Origin of the sequence: Streptococcus taonis (genome assembly GCF_029948085.1) — a bacterium.
Taxonomy (GTDB): Bacteria; Bacillota; Bacilli; order Lactobacillales; family Streptococcaceae; genus Streptococcus; species Streptococcus taonis.
The window spans coordinates 119643-138561 of record NZ_JARZZP010000002.1 but is presented as its reverse complement, the minus strand read 5'-3'; the positions used below and the strand labels follow the sequence as shown (position 1 = coordinate 138561).

General features: G+C 40.5%; 20 protein-coding genes. 12 read left to right on the top strand and 8 right to left on the bottom strand.

Annotated elements, in window-relative coordinates:
- Nucleotides 1–15: 15 nt before the first annotated feature.
- From QEZ38_RS01585 to QEZ38_RS01575, 3 genes are read right to left on the bottom strand one after another with little or no spacing between them, the layout of a single operon-like run.
- Nucleotides 16–774 (bottom strand): amino acid ABC transporter ATP-binding protein, encoded by a 759-nt coding sequence (locus tag QEZ38_RS01585; RefSeq protein ID WP_281334802.1) that lies wholly within the window; start codon nucleotides 772–774, stop codon nucleotides 16–18.
- On the bottom strand, nucleotides 775–1452 hold the full coding sequence (locus tag QEZ38_RS01580; RefSeq protein WP_223140004.1) for an amino acid ABC transporter permease: 678 nt from the start codon (nucleotides 1450–1452) through the stop codon (nucleotides 775–777). It lies immediately after the preceding gene.
- Nucleotides 1412–2092, bottom strand: a complete 681-nt coding sequence (locus tag QEZ38_RS01575) for an amino acid ABC transporter permease (protein WP_281334801.1) — start codon at nucleotides 2090–2092, stop codon at nucleotides 1412–1414. The genes QEZ38_RS01580 and QEZ38_RS01575 overlap by 41 nt, the downstream gene beginning before the upstream one ends.
- Before the next feature lie 205 nt (nucleotides 2093–2297).
- On the opposite strand from QEZ38_RS01575, the gene QEZ38_RS01570 reads away from it, so the two are divergent.
- From QEZ38_RS01570 to manA, 8 genes are all read left to right on the top strand, one after another.
- Entirely contained in the window at nucleotides 2298–2693 is a 396-nt protein-coding gene (locus tag QEZ38_RS01570; protein ID WP_281334800.1) for a CopY/TcrY family copper transport repressor, read from the top strand.
- Between the two features lie 10 nt (nucleotides 2694–2703).
- Complete coding sequence (locus tag QEZ38_RS01565) at nucleotides 2704–3075, top strand: cupredoxin domain-containing protein (RefSeq protein WP_281334799.1); 372 nt, start codon at nucleotides 2704–2706, stop codon at nucleotides 3073–3075.
- 9 nt (nucleotides 3076–3084) lie between these two features.
- A complete protein-coding gene (locus QEZ38_RS01560; protein WP_281334798.1) occupies nucleotides 3085–5307 on the top strand; it encodes a heavy metal translocating P-type ATPase in 2223 nt (740 codons plus the stop codon).
- A 323-nt stretch (nucleotides 5308–5630) separates the two neighbouring features.
- On the top strand, nucleotides 5631–7406 hold the full coding sequence (gene spxB / locus QEZ38_RS01555) for a pyruvate oxidase (RefSeq protein WP_281334797.1): 1776 nt from the start codon (nucleotides 5631–5633) through the stop codon (nucleotides 7404–7406).
- Nucleotides 7407–7660: 254 nt separating this feature from the next.
- Entirely contained in the window at nucleotides 7661–8008 is a 348-nt protein-coding gene (locus QEZ38_RS01550; RefSeq protein ID WP_281334796.1) for a VOC family protein, read from the top strand.
- Nucleotides 8009–8160: 152 nt separating this feature from the next.
- The gene (locus QEZ38_RS01545; protein WP_281334795.1) at nucleotides 8161–8739 is read left to right on the top strand and encodes a DUF3592 domain-containing protein; all 579 of its coding nucleotides are present in this window, start codon (nucleotides 8161–8163) and stop codon (nucleotides 8737–8739) included.
- Nucleotides 8740–8905: 166 nt separating this feature from the next.
- Entirely contained in the window at nucleotides 8906–10345 is a 1440-nt protein-coding gene (locus QEZ38_RS01540; RefSeq protein WP_281334794.1) for a 6-phospho-beta-glucosidase, read from the top strand.
- A 121-nt stretch (nucleotides 10346–10466) separates the two neighbouring features.
- Nucleotides 10467–11411 carry a mannose-6-phosphate isomerase, class I gene (manA, locus tag QEZ38_RS01535; RefSeq protein ID WP_281334793.1) on the top strand — a complete coding sequence of 315 codons (945 nt, stop codon included), beginning with the start codon at nucleotides 10467–10469 and terminating at the stop codon, nucleotides 11409–11411.
- Between the two features lie 41 nt (nucleotides 11412–11452).
- On the opposite strand, the gene QEZ38_RS01530 is transcribed toward manA, so the two are convergent.
- Nucleotides 11453–12793 carry a sodium-dependent transporter gene (locus QEZ38_RS01530; protein WP_281334792.1) on the bottom strand — a complete coding sequence of 447 codons (1341 nt, stop codon included), beginning with the start codon at nucleotides 12791–12793 and terminating at the stop codon, nucleotides 11453–11455.
- A gap of 231 nt (nucleotides 12794–13024) precedes the next feature.
- On the opposite strand from QEZ38_RS01530, the gene QEZ38_RS01525 reads away from it, so the two are divergent.
- Nucleotides 13025–13765 carry a MerR family transcriptional regulator gene (locus QEZ38_RS01525; RefSeq protein WP_281334791.1) on the top strand — a complete coding sequence of 247 codons (741 nt, stop codon included), beginning with the start codon at nucleotides 13025–13027 and terminating at the stop codon, nucleotides 13763–13765.
- Between the two features lie 32 nt (nucleotides 13766–13797).
- On the opposite strand, the gene QEZ38_RS01520 is transcribed toward QEZ38_RS01525, so the two are convergent.
- From QEZ38_RS01520 to QEZ38_RS01505, 4 genes are read right to left on the bottom strand one after another with little or no spacing between them, the layout of a single operon-like run.
- Nucleotides 13798–14253, bottom strand: coding sequence for an 8-oxo-dGTP diphosphatase (locus QEZ38_RS01520; protein ID WP_281334790.1), 456 nt, complete (start codon nucleotides 14251–14253; stop codon nucleotides 13798–13800).
- Between the two features lie 10 nt (nucleotides 14254–14263).
- Nucleotides 14264–14785 (bottom strand): DUF1697 domain-containing protein, encoded by a 522-nt coding sequence (locus tag QEZ38_RS01515; RefSeq protein ID WP_248034766.1) that lies wholly within the window; start codon nucleotides 14783–14785, stop codon nucleotides 14264–14266.
- 50 nt (nucleotides 14786–14835) lie between these two features.
- Nucleotides 14836–16002, bottom strand: a complete 1167-nt coding sequence (gene aao / locus QEZ38_RS01510; protein WP_281334789.1) for an aminoacetone oxidase — start codon at nucleotides 16000–16002, stop codon at nucleotides 14836–14838.
- A 56-nt stretch (nucleotides 16003–16058) separates the two neighbouring features.
- Complete coding sequence (locus QEZ38_RS01505; protein WP_281334788.1) at nucleotides 16059–16904, bottom strand: DegV family protein; 846 nt, start codon at nucleotides 16902–16904, stop codon at nucleotides 16059–16061.
- A 124-nt stretch (nucleotides 16905–17028) separates the two neighbouring features.
- Here QEZ38_RS01505 and QEZ38_RS01500 point away from each other — a divergent pair, with 124 nt between their 5' ends.
- From QEZ38_RS01500 to upp, 3 genes are all read left to right on the top strand, one after another.
- Complete coding sequence (locus QEZ38_RS01500) at nucleotides 17029–17586, top strand: TetR/AcrR family transcriptional regulator (RefSeq protein ID WP_000840874.1); 558 nt, start codon at nucleotides 17029–17031, stop codon at nucleotides 17584–17586.
- 18 nt (nucleotides 17587–17604) lie between these two features.
- Nucleotides 17605–18072 (top strand): deoxycytidylate deaminase, encoded by a 468-nt coding sequence (locus QEZ38_RS01495; protein ID WP_000136981.1) that lies wholly within the window; start codon nucleotides 17605–17607, stop codon nucleotides 18070–18072.
- Nucleotides 18073–18159: 87 nt separating this feature from the next.
- A complete protein-coding gene (upp, locus tag QEZ38_RS01490; RefSeq protein ID WP_000517029.1) occupies nucleotides 18160–18789 on the top strand; it encodes a uracil phosphoribosyltransferase in 630 nt (209 codons plus the stop codon).
- Nucleotides 18790–18919: the final 130 nt, after the last annotated feature.

Genomic DNA, 18919 nt, shown 5'->3' with positions numbered 1-18919 from the left:
AATCTCCTTTATTGATTATAGATATGAGCCAAACTGGCTAAAGTCAAAGACGTTTAAAAATTCTTGTGCTCGTTTGGTTTGTGGATTTGTGAAGAATTCTTGAGCAGTTCCTTCCTCAGCGATTTTACCTTGGTCTAGAAAGATGATGCGATCCGCAATGGCTTGGGCAAACTGCATTTCATGGGTTACCAGAATCATAGTGCGTCCTTCCTGTGCCAAGTCATTGATAAGTTCTAGAACCTCACGCACCATTTCTGGATCCAGTGAAGCAGTCACTTCGTCAAAGAGGATAATTTCTGGATGCATGAGCAGGGCACGGACGATCGCAACCCGTTGCTTTTGTCCACCAGATAACTGGCGAGCGAAGCTATGTTGTTTATCTAGAAGTCCGACACGTTCCAGTAGTTGTAGAGTTTCTTCAGTAACCTCTTTTTTGTCTCTCCCTTGAGCCTTGATAGGGCCTAGGATGAGGTTTTGAAGGACATCCAAGTGAGGAAAGAGTTCATAACTTTGAAAGACCATACCGATCTTTTGGCGAACCAGGTGAAAATCTTTTTTATTTTCAACGATGGACTGGCCATCCAGCAGGATATCTCCTCCTTGAATACTTTCTAAACCATTGAGGCAACGAAGTAGGGTACTTTTCCCACAACCAGACGGCCCTAGGATGACGACCACTTCCCCCTTTTTAACATCTAGGGAAAGTCCTTGGAGGATAGGATTGTCTCCGAAGGATTTTTTTAGTTCCTTGATTTCTAAAATAGTTTCAGACATTTAGTTCCTCCAATGTTTTTCTAAGTGAGTAGATAGTTTGGAAATAGGGAAGCAAACCGCGAAATATAAGACTAGGATGGTTCCATAAATCCAAAAGGAAGCGGTTGGGATAGTCAAACGATTGCTATCGATGATTTGTTGTCCAACCTTGGTAACTTCAACAACCCCAATCAAAACAACCAAGGAAGTCGTTTTAATCATCCGAGTGACAAGATTGATGGCTTGTGGGAGCAATCTTCTTAAGACCTGAGGGATGATGATGTAGTAGTAGAGTTGCACTTTAGTTAAGCCAAGTGCTTGTCCGCTCTCAAACTGATGTTTCGGTAGGGAAGTGATAGCTCCACGAACTAAGTCACCCATCTCAGCTGTTCCCCAGAGGGTGAAAACGATAATAGCAGAAGTCTCACCAGAAATATTGATATTAAAGTTTCGAGCTAAACCAAAGTAAACGATGAAAAGTAGTACCAGCTGGGGCATGATACGGATAAATTCTAGATAAAAACGAGTCAAGAAACGAATCACTCTAGAATGAGAAGTCATGATAATTCCCATCACCGTTCCGAAAATCATGGATAAAAGGACAGACAGGATAGAAATCCCAATCGTGACTCCCAATCCTTGTAAGATTCTCAGGAGATTATTTCCCTGAAAGAGTACTTGCATTCCCGAATCCTGCATGACGGAGCCTCCTTTCTATCCAACTAAAGACTAGTGAAATAGGTAGAAGCATGATAAGGTAAGCAACTACCAACATAGCCAGTGCAATGTCTGTCTCATAATAGAGGCCAATCAAATCCTTAGCAACGTACATAAGGTCAGCAAGGGCAACTGCTGAAAAGACAGAAGTTTCCTTGATGAGGAAAATAACATTGGCACTAAAGGATGGTAGAGCCACCGCTGTCGCTTGTGGAAGAACCACGTAGCGAAAAACCTGAAATGGTGTGAGGCCAATAGCTAAACCAATCTCGTGCTGGGTTTGGCTAACTGCTTCTAGCCCGCTTCGGAAGGATTCTGCCATGTAGGAACCACCTAAGAAGATGAGCCCGACTGTTGCACAGACTTCTGAAGAAAGAACAATCCCTATTCGCGGTAGACCGAAGTAGAGAAAGAAAAGTTGTATCAAAAGGGGTGTATTTCGTGACAATTCTATATAGGCTGTTGCCAGCTGTGAGAGAATAGGAACTCGGTAATGTCGGATGACGCTGACGATGAGTCCCAGCAAAAAAGAACCTAGGATTCCCCAAACTGCAATATGCAAGGTCAGAAAGAATGCCTTTTGATAGAGTGGTAGATATTGTTCAACAATGGACCAATCCAAAAGTAGAACCTCCCATCTAGGAAAATGATACAGTTATTGTAGCATTAAAAAAGAGCTTTGGATAATATGTATTTTTTATTGTGGTGATAAAAAATATTTATAGCGGCGATAAATTTTAAAAATGTGATTTTTAGGTTGACAAATGTAGATTTTAAGAGTATACTAATGATTGTAATTGACAAATGTAGATTTTGGAGGTGTGCTGATGCGGATTTCGGATGCAGAATGGCAGGTCATGAAGATTATCTGGATGCAGGGGGAGCAGACCAGTACTGATCTTATAAAAGTATTAGAGAAAAGGTTCAGTTGGTCCAAATCCACTATCCAGACACTCTTGGCTCGTTTGGTGGAGAAGGAATGTTTGACTCGGGAAAAACAGGGTAAGTCCTTTGTCTATTCGGCCCTTTTAACGCTAGATGATAGTAGGGGCTTAATGGTTCAGGATATCAAAGACAAGCTTTGTTCTCGAAGAATAAAGCTCTTGCTAGCTGATTTGATTGAAGAATGTGACTTTACCCTAGCTGACTTGGAAGGTTTGGAAGAAGTGATTTCAAAGAAAAAAGCAAGTGCTGTAACAGAAGTAAGATGTAATTGTATGTAAAGGAGACGCTATGTTAAATCTATTTGTATCTATTGTTGTTTTAGGAATGATTGCTTTTATCCTCTTTTGGTTTTTCAAAAAACCGCAAGAAGATGCTAAGAGAGCCCAGCAAAAAAATGGCTATCAAGAAATTCGAGTGGAAGTCATGGGGGGATACACTCCAGGAACTATTATCCTCAAAAAATCGCAACCAGCTCGTATTATTTTTGATCGAAAAGATCCTTCACCTTGCTTGGACCAAATCGTTTTTCCAGACTTTGGAGTGCATGCAGATCTGCCTATGGGAGACCAATATGTGGTTGAAATCACTCCTGAAGAAGCAGGAGAATATGGTTTCTCTTGTGGCATGAATATGATGCACGGTAAGATGATTATAGAATAGGAGAATGATATGACTGAAATTGTAAAAGCAAGTCTTGAAAATGGTGTTCAAAAAATCCGTATCACGGCAGACAAAGGCTACCATCCAGCCCACATTCAACTGCAAAAAGGGATTCCTGCTGAGATTACCTTTCACCGTGTGACACCATCAAACTGCTATAAGGAGATTCTCTTCGAAGAAGAAGGAATCCTAGAACCAATCGCTCAAGACGAGGAAAAAGTCATTCGCTTTACGCCTCAAGACTTGGGCGAGCATGAATTTTCATGCGGCATGAAGATGCAAAAGGGGACCTACACCGTTGTTGAAAAAACTAAAAAGTCTCTCAGTCTTTTACAGCGTTTTTGGATTACTAGTATCTTTACTGTGCCTCTTGTGATTCTCATGATTGGGATGTCTACAGGAGGAATTAGTCACCAAGTCATGCGTTGGGGCACCTTTTTAGCCACAACACCCATTATGCTGGTAGCTGGAGTTCCATATATCAGAAGCGCCTGGGCTAGTTTTAAAAAGCACAATTCCAACATGGATACCTTGGTTGCTCTGGGAACCCTAGTGGCCTATTTCTATAGCTTAGTTGCCCTCTTCACTGGTCTGCCCGTTTACTTTGAAAGTGCTGCATTTATCCTCTTCTTCATTCTTTTGGGAGCAGTTTTTGAGGAAAAAATGCGAAAAAATACTTCACAGGCAGTCGAAAAATTATTAGACCTACAAGCAAAAACAGCAGAGGTTTTGCGTGATGATGTTTATGTTCAAATCCCTCTAGAACAAGTCAAAGTTGGGGATCTCATTCGCGTTCGACCAGGTGAAAAAATTGCCGTTGATGGGACCGTGTTAGAAGGTGAAACGAGTATTGATGAATCAATGGTGACTGGGGAAAGTATTCCAGTCGATAAATCAGTTGGAGATGCTGTTATTGGGTCAACTATCAATAATAGTGGTACGATCATTTTTAAAGCTGAAAAAGTTGGTTCTGAGACTATGCTGGCTCAGATTGTGGACTTTGTGAAGAAAGCGCAAACGAGTCGTGCTCCTATTCAAGATTTGACAGACAAGATTTCTGGGATTTTTGTACCAGCAGTTGTCATTTTAGGACTTCTTACTTTTTGGATCTGGTTTGTTTTCCTAGGAGAAAGCTTTGTGACGTCACTTCTCTACGGAGTTGCTGTTTTGATAATTGCCTGTCCTTGTGCACTAGGACTCGCGACACCGACAGCACTCATGGTTGGAACAGGACGAAGTGCCAAGATGGGGATTCTTCTCAAAAATGGTACAGTTTTACAGGAAATCCAAAAAGTCCAAACCATTGTTTTTGACAAGACAGGAACCTTGACCGAAGGGAAGCCAGTAGTGACAGATGTTATTGGTGATGAAAGAGAAGTGCTAAGTTTGGCTGCTTCACTGGAAGATGTATCTCAACACCCGCTAGCTCAAGCTGTTGTCAATCGTGCGTCTGAATTAGGAATCAGTCTTGATCCCGTAGAAAATTTCCAAGCCTTGCATGGGAAAGGTGTGACTGGTACTATCAAAGGTAAACAAGTCTTGCTTGGGAATGCCAAACTCTTAGATGATCTTGCTATTCCACATGATTATCAAGAACGATTTGATTTGCTTGAGAAAGAAGCGAAAACAGTTGTCTTCTTATCAGTAGATGGTGAACTAAAAGGCTTAATTGCCTTGCAGGATGTCCCTAAGGAAAATGCCAAAGAAGCTATTGCTAAATTGAAAAAACGTGGCCTTAGAACGGTCATGCTTACTGGAGATAATGCTGGAGTAGCCCATGCGATTGCAGAGCAAATTGGAATCGAAGAAGTGATCGCAAATGTCTTGCCAGAGGAAAAGGCACATGAAATTCACAAGCTTCAAAAGAATGGTAAACTTGCCTTTGTCGGAGATGGTATCAATGATGCACCGGCCCTCAGTGTAGCGGATGTCGGAATTGCCATGGGCTCTGGGACAGATATTGCCATTGAATCAGCAGATCTTGTCCTTACAACCAACAATTTACTAGGATTGGCACGTGCTTTTGATATGAGTAAGAAGACCTTTAATCGTATTCTACTCAATCTTTTCTGGGCTTCTATCTATAACCTCATTGGTATTCCGATTGCAGCAGGAGTGTTTTCTGGTCTTGGTTTGGTACTCAATCCAGAACTTGCAGGATTGGCCATGGCCTTTAGTTCAGTCTCTGTTTTAATTAGCTCTCTGATGCTTAATTTTACTAAAGTCGATTAATACTCTTCGAAAATCAAATTCAAACCACGTCAGCTTCACCTTGCCGTACTCAAGTACAGCCTGCGGCTAGCTTCCTAGTTTGCTCTTTGATTTTCATTGAGTATAAAAAGGCGGTTTTAACCGCTTTTTTGCTATTCTAAAACAGATTTTCAAAACGTTTTCAATCTGTACTGTAATAGAGAATGAAAGTTTCTGAGCACATTCTTATGAAACTATAAGTAAATGTGATAAATTAGGAGTGTAAATTTACTGAATCGTTTTCAAAAAACATATAAAAGCGCTTTTATTATTCATCAAATTAACTTTTAAGGAGAGTTATCATTATGACTCAAGGGAAAATTACTGCATCTGCAGCAATGCTTAACGTATTGAAAACATGGGGCGTAGATACTATCTACGGTATCCCATCAGGAACACTTAGCTCACTTATGGACGCTTTGGCTGAAGACAAAGATATCCGTTTCTTGCAAGTTCGCCACGAAGAAACAGGTGCTCTTGCAGCGGTTATGCAGGCTAAATTTGGCGGATCTATCGGTGTTGCAGTTGGTTCAGGTGGTCCAGGTGCGACTCACTTGATCAACGGTGTTTACGATGCAGCTATGGATAACACTCCATTCCTCGCTATCCTTGGATCACGTCCTGTTAATGAACTCAATATGGATGCCTTCCAAGAATTGAACCAAAACCCAATGTACAACGGTATCGCTGTTTACAACAAACGTGTAGCTTACGCAGAGCAATTGCCAAAAGTTATCGACGAAGCTTGCCGTGCTGCCGTTTCTAAAAAAGGTCCAGCCGTTGTTGAAATTCCAGTAAACTTTGGTTTCCAAGAAATCGACGAAAACTCATACTACGGTTCAGGTTCTTACGAGCGTTCATTTATCGCTCCTGCTTTGAACGAAGTTGAAATCGACAAAGCTGTTGAAATTTTGAACAACGCTGAACGTCCAGTTATCTATGCTGGTTACGGTGGTGTTAAAGCTGGTGAAGTGATTACTGAATTGTCACGTAAAATCAAAGCACCAATCATTACAACAGGTAAAAACTTTGAAGCCTTTGAATGGAACTATGAAGGGTTGACAGGTTCTGCTTACCGTGTTGGTTGGAAACCAGCCAATGAAGTGGTCTTTGAAGCAGACACCGTTCTTTTCCTTGGTTCAAACTTCCCATTTGCTGAAGTTTACGAAGCCTTCAAGAATACTGAAAAATTCATCCAAGTGGATATTGACCCTTATAAACTCGGTAAACGCCATGCCCTTGACGCGTCTATCCTTGGTGATGCAGGTCAAGCAGCACAAGCAATCCTTGACAAAGTAAACCCAGTAGAATCTACTCCATGGTGGCGTGCAAACGTTAAGAACAACCAAAACTGGCGTGATTACATGAACAAACTCGAAGGTAAAACTGAGGGTGAATTGCAATTGTACCAAGTCTACAATGCAATCAACAAACATGCTGATCAAGATGCTATCTATTCAATCGACGTAGGTGACACTACTCAAACATCTACTCGTCACCTTCACATGACACCTAAGAATATGTGGCGTACATCTCCACTCTTTGCGACAATGGGTATTGCCCTTCCTGGTGGTATCGCTGCTAAGAAAGACAATCCAGATCGCCAAGTATGGAACATCATGGGTGATGGAGCCTTCAACATGTGCTACCCAGACGTGATCACAAACGTTCAATACGACCTTCCAGTTATCAACGTTGTCTTCTCAAATGGTAAATATGCCTTCATCAAGGACAAATACGAAGACACAAACAAACACTTGTTTGGTTGTGACTTCCCTAATGCTGACTATGCGAAAATCGCTGAAGCTCAAGGAGCTATTGGATTTACAGTTGACCGTATCGAAGACATTGACGCAGTCGTTGCTGAAGCTGTTAAACTCAACAAAGAAGGTAAGACAGTTGTCATCGATGCTCGCATCACTCAACACCGTCCACTTCCAGTAGAAGTACTTGAGTTGGATCCAAAACAACACTCAGAAGAAGCAATCAAAGCCTTCAAGGAAAAATACGAAGCAGAAGAACTCGTACCATTCCGCCTCTTCTTGGAAGAAGAAGGTTTGCAATCACGCGCAATTAAATAATTCTGCTCGTGGAAAATAAAAGATAAATTTGTAGACTTCATTCTGAGGTTTACTTCCGATGATTTCATCATTGAAACCTTAATTTTCAATGATGGAATCTAGTGCGTAGCCTAGAAAAAGTCCCAAAGGATTTTTCGTAGTTTGATGAGCAAAGATTTTCCATCAAACTCAGTTCCGACTTGTTTATTCTTTGATTTTCATAGAGAGTAACTTAAAAGATCGGAGCAATCCGGTCTTTTTATGGAGGATAGTAAATGAATTTAAATCAATTAGATATTATCGTTTCAAATGTTCCCCAAGTCTGTGCGGAACTGGAGCATATCTTGGATAAAAAGGCAGACTATGTTGATGACGGTTTTGCTCAGTTTACGATTGGCAGTCACTGTCTTATGTTGTCCCGAAATCATTTAATTCCTTTGGAAGATTTTCAGTCAGGAATCATTCTTCACATCGAGGTTGAGGATGTAGACCTGAACTACAAACGGTTGAAAGAGCTTGGTATAAAGGTTTTACACGGTTCTTGTGAAACGGATTGGGGAACAGAGTCCTTATTAGTTAAAGGTCCTGCTGGTCTAGTGATTGATTTTTATAGAATGAAATAGGGTGCTTAGTCATTTGAAGTTAACCATAATGATTCTTAAAAAAGAATGTGCGCATATGAACTATTGAAAGATCGGAGCAATCCGGTCTTTTTCTTGTCTTTTCTGTTAAATTTGTTAAAATAGCTTCATAACAATGTTCTAAGGAGAAAAATATGCCAACAACTTTCTTTCTATTAATTGGCTTAATGATGTTAGGCTTTGCTGCCTTCACCTATTTTATGTTTTCCTATTTTATATTTAGTAATTATAGTAATGCCAAGAGATGTACCGAAAGAACGGAAGGAGTTATTATCCGATATTCCTATGCTCTTTATAATGGGATTAGTCTCCCGGTTGTTGAATACACTGTTGATGGAAACCAATACAAGGTCGTAGGGCCTAAATTTCTATCTGCGATTTCAAATACAATCAGTACTCCCTTAGGTTCAATCGTATCTGATGTAAAAACGGATAATTTTGAAAATGGTGAAATTCCACAAGTTTTAAGATACAAAGTTAAGGGGAATAGTTTTTTGTCTTTTACAAAATCTCCTCTTAAGGAACGCTTTCCAATTGGTGGAAAAGTTGCTGTTTATTATGATCCTAAAAAACCAAAACATTCCTATGTAGAAAGACCACTAAGACCTGGGCGATATGCATGGTTGGCAAAATGTTTTATCTATCTTAATGTTTTTATTATGGTTGCTCTAGCTTTCTTTATCATGTTCATTCTTCCAAATCTTATGAAATAAAGCAGTTTTGTATACAAACTTCAACTACCCTATTTGGCTTCTATGTTCATCGTAGAAGCTTTTTTGTAAAGAAAATGCTTTTCTTAAAACATTTTTTGGGGCTATTTCAGCTTTATTTAAATGTTTGATAGTATAATAGTACCAGTAAATCATGTGAGGTAAAGTGATGACAGAAATATTACAATTTCCAGAGGATTTCCTCTGGGGTGGTGCTACGGCAGCTAATCAATGTGAGGGTGCTTATAATTTAGACGGTCGTGGGTTGGCGAATGTTGATGTTGTTCCAATCGGTAAGGACCGTGAAGCCATAATCACAGGTCAGAAAAAGATGTTCTCGTTTGAGGAGGGCTATTTTTACCCAGCAAAAGAAGCCATTGATATGTACCATCATTACAAGGAAGATATTGCCCTTTTTGCGGAAATGGGCTTTAAAACATATCGACTTTCCATTGCTTGGACTCGGATTTTTCCTAAGGGCGACGAAAGCGTGCCAAATGAAGCTGGTCTAGCTTTTTATGAGGATTTGTTTAAGGAATGCCATAAGTATGGGATCCAACCTCTGGTAAGCATCACGCATTTTGACTGCCCCATGCACTTAATTACTAAGTATGGCGGTTGGCGCAATCGTCGTATGTTGGACTTCTATGAGAATCTCTGTCGCACACTTTTTACCCGTTACAAGGACTTGGTCAAATACTGGCTAACATTTAATGAAATAAATATGATTCTTCATGCACCCTTTATGGGAGCTGGTCTCTGTTTTGAAGAAGGAGAAAATCAAGAACAAGTCAAATACCTATCGGCTCACCATGAGTTGGTGGCTTCGGCCATGGCGACTAAGCTTGCCCACGAAATTGACCCAGAAAACAAGGTTGGATGTATGTTGGCAGCAGGGCAGTATTATCCTAACACAGCCCATCCGAGAGACTACTGGGCTGCTATGGAAGAAGACCGCAAGAGTTACTTCTTCATTGATGTTCAAGCGCGTGGGGAATACCCAAATTACGCAAAGAAGCAGTGGGAGCGTGAGGGGATTGAGATTGAAATGACGGCAGATGATTTGGTTTTGTTGAAGAACAATACTGTTGACTTTGTTTCCTTCTCTTACTATGCAAGTCGAGTGGCCTCAGGTGATCCAAAAGTTAAAGAATTAACAGCTGGAAATGTATTTGCCTCTCTCAAAAATCCTTATCTAGAATCTTCAGAATGGGGATGGCAGATTGACCCACTTGGCCTTCGAATCACCCTCAATACCATCTGGGATCGTTACCAAAAGCCCATGTTCATCGTAGAAAATGGCCTCGGTGCTATTGATACACCAGATGAGAATGGTTATGTAGCAGATGACTATCGGATTGCTTATCTAGAGGACCACATCAAGGCCATGCGAGATGCTATTTACCACGATGGAGTTGAATTGCTTGGTTATACGACTTGGGGTTGTATAGATCTGGTTTCAGCTGGAACAGGCGAAATGAACAAGCGTTATGGTTTTATCTATGTGGATCGTGATAATGCAGGTCATGGAAGTCTCAAACGTAGCAAGAAGAAGTCCTTCTACTGGTACAAGGATGTTATTGCTAGCAATGGTGCAAGCATTGAGTAGAACACATTTATTCACTATTTTTATAAAATCTTCTCCCTTCTTTATAAGATAGAAAAAAAGAGTTCAATTAGGACTCTTTTTTTGCTATAATGAGGGGGAAAAATCAGACAGGAGATGAAACATGTCAGAACCATTATTTTTAAATTCCGTTATGCAAGAAAAAATCTGGGGAGGTACCAAACTTCGTGATGAGTTTGGCTATGACATCCCGAGCGAAAAGATTGGTGAATATTGGGCAATCTCAGCTCACCCAAATGGTGTTTCTAAAATAGCTAATGGCCGTTTTGAGGGAATCGACCTAGCTACTTTGTATGCGGAACACCGTGAGTTATTTGGCAACCGTCCAGAGCCAGTATTTCCGCTTTTAACAAAAATCCTTGATGCCAACGACTGGCTCAGTGTTCAAGTCCACCCAGATGATGCTTATGGACTAGAGCATGAGGGCGAACTCGGAAAAACAGAATGTTGGTACATTATTGCTGCAGATGAGGGTTCAGAAATTATTTACGGCCATAACGCTAAGTCAAAAGAAGAACTCCGCCAGCAAATCGAAGATAAAAACTGGGATGCCTTGTTAACAAAAGTTCCTGTAAAAGCTGGAGATTTCTTCTATGTTCCAAGTGGAACCATGCATGCTATTGGAGCAGGAATCTTGATCCTTGAAACGCAACAGTCTAGTGATACAACCTACCGTGTCTATGACTTTGACCGCAAGGATGACAATGGTAACTTGCGCGAGCTTCACCTTGAAAAATCCATCGACGTATTGAATATCGGAGAGCCTGCTAACAGCCGACCTGTAGCAGTCAAAGCAGATGACCTGCGTTCAACTCTCCTTGTATCCAATGAATTCTTCGCAGTCTACAAGTGGGAAATTACTGGAAAAGTTGACTTTGAAAAATCAGCTGACTATAGCTTGTTGAGTGTCTTAGCTGGTCAAGGGAAACTAACTGTAGACGGTAAGGAATATCCAATTCAAAAAGGTAGCCACTTTATCTTACCAAGCGATGTTGAAACTTGGACACTTGAAGGACAAGATTTGGAATTGATTGTTAGCCATCCGTAAAAAGAAAGGACCTGAGTTCATTACTCAAGTTCTTTTTATAGTTACATAAACTGGGCGATAAAGACCACGATGATGATAATTGGGATGATAAAATGAAGAAGGAAGAGCCAGACTTGGAAAAGTCCTTGTTTCCACGGTGTTTCATCAAGATGGAGTTCCTCCATAGCCAATGCTTTTTTGAAAATATATCCTGTAAAGAGGGACAAGCAGAGGGCACCAAAGGGCATGAGGAGATTAGAAACCAAGAAGTCCATGGCATCAAAGAAGGTCTTACCAAAGATTTGAACGTCTGCCATGACACCATAGGATAGGGCTGAAGGGATACCAAATACAAAAGTTAAAACCCCTAAAATCATACTCCACTTAGCACGTCTACGATTGTCCTGATTGGTGATGTTGCCTACATTGATTTCCAGCATCACGACAGAAGAAGTGACTGTCGCAAAGAGGAAAAGCAAGAGGAAGAGGATGTAGAAAATACTTCCAAAAGGCATCTTGTCAAAGAGTTGAGGCAAAACGATGAAGAGGAGGCTTGGCCCACCTTCAGACTGAATGTTAAAGGCTGACATGGCTGGGAAGATAGCTAATCCTGCCATGATGGATACAGAGATATTCATGGCAACGATGGACATACCTGATTGGACCAGATTGGTTTTCTTATCCAAGTAAGAAGCATAGGTCAACATGGCTGTAACCCCGAGGGATAGAGCAAAGAAAGATTGTCCCAGAGCATAGAGGAGTCCGGCGCTTGTCAGTTTTGAAAAGTCAGGTTTGAGGAAGTAAACTACACCTTCCATGGCATTTGGCAAGCTGAGAGAGCGCCCAATGATAATGACAAAGATGATAAAGAGCAGGGGCATCATGACCTTAGAAGCTCTTTCAATCCCTTGTTGAACCCCTTTAGAAACGATAAAGATGTTGAGGAAGATGAAGAGGGCTTGGGAACCAAGGGCAATCCATGGATTTGAAATAATGTCTGTGAAGAGCTGGGCATAATCACTGCTAATCCCAACCTGGAAGGCTTTAGCAATAGCGATACCTAGATAAACTAAAACCCATCCACCAATAACACTATAAAAAGATAGGAGGATGAAAAGGGCAAAGGCACCGATCCAACCAATAAAATTGTAGTTCTTGTTATCGCCCAATTTTCCAAATGTTTTGATTGCTGACACGCCAGCGCTCCGACCAAGTGCGAATTCAGCAAGTAAAAGTGGGAAACCAATCAATAGTGTCGAGATGAGAAAGACCAGTAAAAATCCTCCTCCACCATTAGCAGCGGTCATATAAGGGAATTTCCAAACGGCCCCAAGACCAATAGCAGAACCAGCAGATGCAAGGATAAAGCCTAGCTTAGATCCCCATTGCGATTTTTCAGACATTGTTAAACTCCGATCTATTTTTTAAAATAAGAAAAGGCTACTTGAGTTGTCAAATAGCCTTCTCTCAATGGCTCTTTATGAGCTTTTTATTTGATTGATAGACTTGATTATCCTATCATGATTTTTCAAGTCTGTCAAGAAAGCGATTTTCATGTTTTTATAAAAAATATGATAAAATACTTGACTCTCCTCAAAGGGGAGGGTATATACTATTTATGTGAGGAGGAAATCATGTACCATATCAAAGAAGCTGCGCAGCTTTCAGGCGTCTCTATCAAGACCCTTTACCATTATGATAAGATAGGACTCTTGATTCCGTTAAAGTCAGAGAATGGCTATCGAACCTACAGTCAAGAAGATTTAGAACGACTTCAGGTTATCCTTTATTACAAGTATCTAGGTTTTTCTTTAGAAAAAATAGCAGAGCTATTGAAGGAAGAAAAGATGAACTTGTTACCACATTTGACGAGACAGCTGGATTACCTGACTCGAGAAAGACAACATCTGGATACCTTAATTTCAACCTTACAAAAAACCATACAAGAACAAAAAGGAGAAATAAAAATGACCATTCAAGAAAAATTCACTGGATTTAGCTATCAAGACAATCAAAAATACCACCAAGAGGCAGTAGAGAAATATGGCCAAGAAGTCATGGACCAGGCTCTCGAGCGTCAAAAAGGACGAGAGGATGAAGCTACAACAGCCTTTAATCAAATCTTTCAAGCCTTGGCACAAAATCTACAATCTGGTCTGCCGATAACAGCATCTGAAAACCAAGAGGAAGCAGCCAAGCTCTTGCAAGCTATTCGTACTTATGGATTTGACTGTTCTGTGGAAGTCTTCGGTCATATCGGAAAAGGCTATGTCTATAATCCAGAGTTTAAGGAAAATATTGACAAATTTGGCCCAGGGACAGCTCAGTACACATCAGACGTCATTGCCCATTATGTTCGAGCTCAGACAAAATAAAAATCGGCGGAGTGACCTCTGCCGATTTACTGTTATTTGAGTTGGTAAGACCAGTCTTCCCCATCCTTATAGTAAAAGAACTCACTGAGGTCTTCTTCCAAAAAAACACGAAGCATATCAGACATATCCTCAGTAGCCAGTTTAAGATGAGATAGATTTTCAAAATCCTCCCACCAGACTTTTCCTTCGTCTGAAGATTGGAGCTCCCCAGTAAAGTGTTCAGTTTTGTAAAAGAGGACAACATAGCGATAATCTGCATCATCATACCAATCTTTGATACCACAGAGCTGAGGTTTAGAAATGGTCAGACCAGTTTCTTCTTTCACTTCACGAATAACGGCATCGACAAAGGATTCGCCACGTTCAACATGGCCGCCAGGAAAAGTAATGCCAGGCCAGTCAGGACTGACTCGGTCTTGGACCAGAACCTTGTCCCCATTTTTAATCATACACATGTTGACAAATTCGACTGATTCTCTTCTGTTCATCTTATTTTTCCTATTTTGTTAGTAATTTTTCTACCACGTTTAACTTTCGCATGGTCAGATCAACGCCGAACAGCTTTTCAAGATAGTTGGTATTAAGCTTTTTTCGTTTTGCAGTTCTAGGGAGATAGAGGTAAAGACAATGGTTGCCGATACAAATTTCTTCTTCACCATAGTCACTATCCAATTTTTCAAATGGTAGACTTTGGATAGCATTCTGGAAAAGAATTATATGTATACGGTCATAAAGATAATGTTCTCCAAACGGATTTTCTTGGACAATTTTTGTAAAATCACTCTTATTTTTAATGACCATTTTCAAGTCGGCTCCGATTTTTTCTTTTATTAGAGTATGGACTTGTTCTCGTATTTCTTCTATGGCTAAGTCGCTTTCAAGAATAATATTTCCACTTTGAATATAAGTTCGAACGTGTTGGAAACCAGCCTCTGCCAAGATATCTACCAGATAAGACATTTTAGGGATAGCATTTTGTCCATTCGGTGTAACACCTCTCAGTAAAATAATATGTTCCAAAATAGCTCCTTTCTTATCCAATATCTTTAGATACAATATCATTTATAGTTCTAGTTTGAGCCTGCCACCCAGCCAGTACAGAGGGCAGAAGTAATGTTAAAGCCCCCCGTATGGGCATTGATATCTAGTACTTCGCCAGCAAAGTGAAGGCCAGGAACCAGTTTACTTTCCAGCGTTTTAGGATTGATTTCCTTGAGACTAACGCCACCTTTGGTCACAAAGGATTTAGCCAAGGACATTTTTCCTGTCACAGGGATTTTGAGTGCCTTGATAGACTGGATAAGTTGGTCGCGTTCTTTTTCTGTTAGTTGTTTGACCTTTTCTGGGTAGCCTTGCACCAAGAATTCTGCCAAGCGTTCAGGGAGCAAAGTCTTCAAGGCATTTTTTAAGGATTTTTCACGGTTTTCTTCTAGAAAATTTACTAAGTCGTCTTCAGAAAGTTGTGGCAAGACATCTAAAGATAGGATTTCGCCACCCTTGACAAAGCTTGACATACGCAGAGCAGCGGGACCAGATAAACCAAAGTGGGTAAAGAGGAGGTCATGGGTGATGACGTGCTTGCCATAGCTGAGGGTCACATCATCTAGTGAAATTCCCTGCAAGGCTTTATGCGGGAAATCCGTCAATAAGGGACTTTCAGCAGCCTCAAGTTCGGTAATGGTGTGTTTGAAATGGCGGGCAATCTCGTGACCAAAACCAGTCGAACCAGTAGAAGGATAAGACTTACCACCTGTTGTGACAATGAGTTTATTACAAGTAAAGGTCTGGTCTGCGGACTTAAGGACAAACTGGTCGTCTATCTTTTTAACAGAAACAATCTCTGTTTGAGTAGCAATTTGCCCACCTAGCTCCATGATTTTCTTCTCCAGAGCCTCGATTATGGTACGAGATTTATCGCTGGCTGGGAAGACACGTCCGTGGTCTTCAACCTTGAGTTTAACACCATTTTCCGTGAAAAAATTAATGATATCATGGTTATCAAACTGTGAGAAGACACTGTATAGAAATCGCCCATTTCCAGGTATTCCAGCTAGTAGGTCATCTAGAGTTCCGTTGTTAGTTACATTGCAACGACCACCGCCGGTTCCAGCTAATTTTTTCCCGAGTTTCCGATTTTTTTCGATGAGAAGTGTTTTCTGCCCGTAAAAGCTACTGGAAATCGTAGCCATCATACCAGCAGGGCCACCTCCGATGACAATAGTATCAAAATGTTTCATAAGAGTATTGTACCATAAAAAAACAAGAGATGATTAGACATCTCTTGTCAGATTCATTAGTTGATTTCGTATCCCATGAGGAGCCCGCCTTCTTCCGCATAGAAACTGCAGAGTCCAGAAGTTGGGATGATTCTAATGTCAGCTTGTGGGTATTTTTCTCGTAAGAGCTCTGAGAGCTGTTGACAGAATTTTTCATTGCTGCGGTGAGCCATGACGATACGCCCACCAGCGTAGCCAGCTTTGATTAACTCTTCATAAGCAGCCTGAAGAGACTTTTTAGCACCACGAGCTTTTTGGAGGAGTTCTAAGGTTCCGGTTTCGCTTGCTTCACCGACCATACGAATATTGAGGAGCCCGACAACTGTACCAATAAGCTTACTCAATCGACCGTTTTTAACCAGGTTATCCACTTTAGCAAGAACGAACAACAACTTCGTTTTTTCTTGGTAAGTAGTAATCACTTCAACGACTTCTTCAAAAGAAAGTCCTTGGTTGATCAAGTCATTGATCTTTTCAACGATTAGGTCAACTTCCCCACCAGCTGATAAGCTATCGATGACATGAATTTGAGTATCAGGGTGTTCTTCGAGATAGATATTCTTAGCTAATTGAGCACTATTGTGGCTACCAGAGAGAGTTCCAGTGATAGTCACTACAAAAATATGTTTGGCACCTTCGAATGCTCGTAAGTAATCATCAGGGCTAGGACAAGCTGATTTTGAAGCTTCAGAAGTTGCATACATGGTTTCCATCATTTTGTCAATATCAAGACTAGCATCGTCAATAAAGACTTGATCAGCCGCTTGAATGGTTAAGGGAACACTGATGAATTCAGTATCAATTGCTGGATTTGCCAGTTGACGATAATCACAACCAGAGTCAGCTACAATCTTCCAAGTCATAGAAATTCTCCATCTTTATCACTTATACATTGACAAAGGTTCTGTCTTTTTTTACAATTATATCATGAAAAATCTTAAAACAAAAGTCTCGTCACTCTGTTGTCACAAGTAGAAAGGAAGTGTTATGGCCGAACGAAGAATTTCTGAAAATTCACTTGAAAATCTCAGAAAATCAAACAAAGAATCCAATTTACTGACCAGAGAAGCTATCGAAACAGCTCTTTTGCAACTTTTGGAGAAAAAGGAGTTGACAAAGATTAGCATTTCCGAATTGGTAAAAAGAGCTGGGGTCTCCCGTGCAGCCTTTTATCGAAACTATGACTCCAAAGAAGAGATTTTAGAAAGCGTCTTTAAACGCAGTGTCCATAATATCATGGAGCAGCTGAGTCATTATGATGTCAAAACAGATCTCTATCTGGTTTGGGTTCATCTCTTTCGTGAAGCCAGAAAAGAAGCCAAGGTTATTCAGCTTGCCCTGGACTATCACTTGGAAAAAATCTTTGTGCAAGCCATGCAAGAGTTTTTAGAAAAATACTATGGAAAATCAAAAGGAGTCAGCTCTTACCTGCATTCTTTTTGGAGTTCTGCCATCGTATCAGTTTTGCTTAAATGGATCAAGGATGGAATGAAGGTTCCTGCTGAAAAAATCGCAGATTTACGCCTACCATTTTTCAAAAAATAGATCAGAAGGAGAGAAGTTATGACAGAAAAAAGACTGGCTTGGGATGAGTATTTTGCTGCTCAAGCCTTATTGATTGCCAATCGTTCAACCTGTAAACGCGCCAAGGTAGGAGCTGTTTTAGTCAAGGATAATAAGGTTATTTCAACAGGTTATAATGGCTCTGTATCAGGAACGGAGCATTGTATTGACCATGACTGTTTGGTGATTGAGGGCCACTGTGTCCGCACTCTTCATGCTGAGGTTAATGCTATTTTACAAGGAGCCGAACGTGGCGTTCCAAAAGGATTTACAGCTTACGTTACTCATTTTCCTTGTCTCAACTGCACCAAGCAATTGCTTCAGGTAGGATGTGAGCGTGTCGTTTATATTAACCAGTACCGTATGGACGACTACGCCCAGTATCTCTATCGTGAAAAAGGGACCGAGTTGACCCATTTACCACTTGAGACAGTACAAGCAGCTCTTCAAGAAGCTAACTTGATTTAAAAATTAAAAAAAAAGATGGTTTAGAAGGATTTTTAAACCATTTTTTGATATAATAAGAAGAATAAATTGAAAGAAGGAATTCAGAAAATGGGAAAACTTGAAGTCATTAATCATCCACTCATTCAACACAAATTGTCAATCTTGCGTCGTACAGACACTTCTACAAAAGCTTTTCGTGAGTTAGTAGATGAAATTGCTATGTTGATGGGATATGAAGTACTTCGTGATCTTCCGCTTGAAGACGTTGAAATCGAAACACCTATCACAAAAACAGTTCAAAAACAATTGGCTGGTAAAAAATTGGCAATTGTTCCAATCTTGCGTGCAGGTATTGGGATGGTCGATGGGCTATTGAGCTTGGTTCCAGCAGCCAAAGTTGGACATATTGGTATGTACCGTGACGAAGAAACTCTTCAACCAGTAGAATACTTGGTAAAATTACCTGAAGATATCGACCAACGTCAAATTTTTGTGGTTGACCCTATGCTTGCAACAGGTGGTTCTGCAATCTTGGCTGTTGATTCCCTCAAAAAACGTGGAGCATCAAACATCAAATTTGTCTGCCTTGTATCTGCTCCAGAAGGTGTAAAAGCTCTTCAAGAAGCTCACCCAGATGTAGAAATCTTTACAGCAGCTTTGGATGAACGTTTGAACGAACATGGCTATATCGTTCCAGGTCTTGGTGACGCAGGAGACCGCTTGTTCGGTACTAAATAAGATTCTAAGCATAAACTAAAACTGTTCATTGGTTTTAGTCTCGAAAGGAGGTTGAATTTTTGTGTCTGTTTTTAGGATAGAGCAAAGATTTGACCTTTTTTGACCAAAAAGATATAATAGACCTGTATTG

Bases quoted from the DNA above. Each gene is read 5' to 3' on its own strand.
- QEZ38_RS01585 (WP_281334802.1), bottom strand. From the start codon at position 774: ATGTCTGAAACTATTTTAGAAATCAAGGAACTAAAAAAATCCTTCGGA.
- QEZ38_RS01580 (WP_223140004.1), bottom strand. From the start codon at position 1,452: ATGCAGGATTCGGGAATGCAAGTACTCTTTCAGGGAAATAATCTCCTG.
- QEZ38_RS01570 (WP_281334800.1), top strand. From the start codon at position 2,298: ATGCGGATTTCGGATGCAGAATGGCAGGTCATGAAGATTATCTGGATG.
- QEZ38_RS01565 (WP_281334799.1), top strand. From the start codon at position 2,704: ATGTTAAATCTATTTGTATCTATTGTTGTTTTAGGAATGATTGCTTTT.
- QEZ38_RS01560 (WP_281334798.1), top strand. From the start codon at position 3,085: ATGACTGAAATTGTAAAAGCAAGTCTTGAAAATGGTGTTCAAAAAATC.
- spxB (WP_281334797.1), top strand. From the start codon at position 5,631: ATGACTCAAGGGAAAATTACTGCATCTGCAGCAATGCTTAACGTATTG.
- QEZ38_RS01550 (WP_281334796.1), top strand. From the start codon at position 7,661: ATGAATTTAAATCAATTAGATATTATCGTTTCAAATGTTCCCCAAGTC.
- QEZ38_RS01545 (WP_281334795.1), top strand. From the start codon at position 8,161: ATGCCAACAACTTTCTTTCTATTAATTGGCTTAATGATGTTAGGCTTT.
- QEZ38_RS01540 (WP_281334794.1), top strand. From the start codon at position 8,906: ATGACAGAAATATTACAATTTCCAGAGGATTTCCTCTGGGGTGGTGCT.
- manA (WP_281334793.1), top strand. From the start codon at position 10,467: ATGTCAGAACCATTATTTTTAAATTCCGTTATGCAAGAAAAAATCTGG.
- QEZ38_RS01530 (WP_281334792.1), bottom strand. From the start codon at position 12,793: ATGTCTGAAAAATCGCAATGGGGATCTAAGCTAGGCTTTATCCTTGCA.
- QEZ38_RS01525 (WP_281334791.1), top strand. From the start codon at position 13,025: ATGTACCATATCAAAGAAGCTGCGCAGCTTTCAGGCGTCTCTATCAAG.
- QEZ38_RS01520 (WP_281334790.1), bottom strand. From the start codon at position 14,253: ATGAACAGAAGAGAATCAGTCGAATTTGTCAACATGTGTATGATTAAA.
- aao (WP_281334789.1), bottom strand. From the start codon at position 16,002: ATGAAACATTTTGATACTATTGTCATCGGAGGTGGCCCTGCTGGTATG.
- QEZ38_RS01505 (WP_281334788.1), bottom strand. From the start codon at position 16,904: ATGACTTGGAAGATTGTAGCTGACTCTGGTTGTGATTATCGTCAACTG.
- QEZ38_RS01500 (WP_000840874.1), top strand. From the start codon at position 17,029: ATGGCCGAACGAAGAATTTCTGAAAATTCACTTGAAAATCTCAGAAAA.
- QEZ38_RS01495 (WP_000136981.1), top strand. From the start codon at position 17,605: ATGACAGAAAAAAGACTGGCTTGGGATGAGTATTTTGCTGCTCAAGCC.
- upp (WP_000517029.1), top strand. From the start codon at position 18,160: ATGGGAAAACTTGAAGTCATTAATCATCCACTCATTCAACACAAATTG.